This window comes from Bartonella sp. MR168JLCBS (assembly GCF_042194175.1).
In genome coordinates this window covers 469-733 of record NZ_JBHIMP010000353.1, presented here as the reverse complement: position 1 = coordinate 733, position 265 = coordinate 469, and the positions used below count along the sequence as shown (strand labels likewise).

The window sequence follows — 265 nt, the reverse complement described above, 5'->3', positions numbered from 1 at the left end:
GACGCAGGGCATAAATTTCTGAGTTGATGCTGGGAAATTGGTTGTACGTATACTAAAGGGTGAAAAGCCTGGCGATATTGATGTTGTGCAAACAGCTAATAATGATCCGAATTGATATGAAAGCAGCCAAAAAGGCTGATATTGTTATTCCACAAGCGGTTATTGAACGCGCAACAAAGATTATTCAATAGGCTTTTCTTGACATGATATGGACCTGATAAAGCATGTTAATTTTCATTTGGTGCTCTTTGGAATATTTGCATTT

General features: G+C 37.4%; 1 pseudogene. It reads left to right on the top strand.

The window, feature by feature from the left end:
- Positions 1-22 precede the first annotated feature (22 nt).
- Positions 23-191, top strand: a pseudogene (locus ACFIK8_RS11360) (ABC transporter substrate binding protein); the annotation flags it as partial.
- Between the last annotated feature and the right edge of the window lie 74 nt (positions 192-265).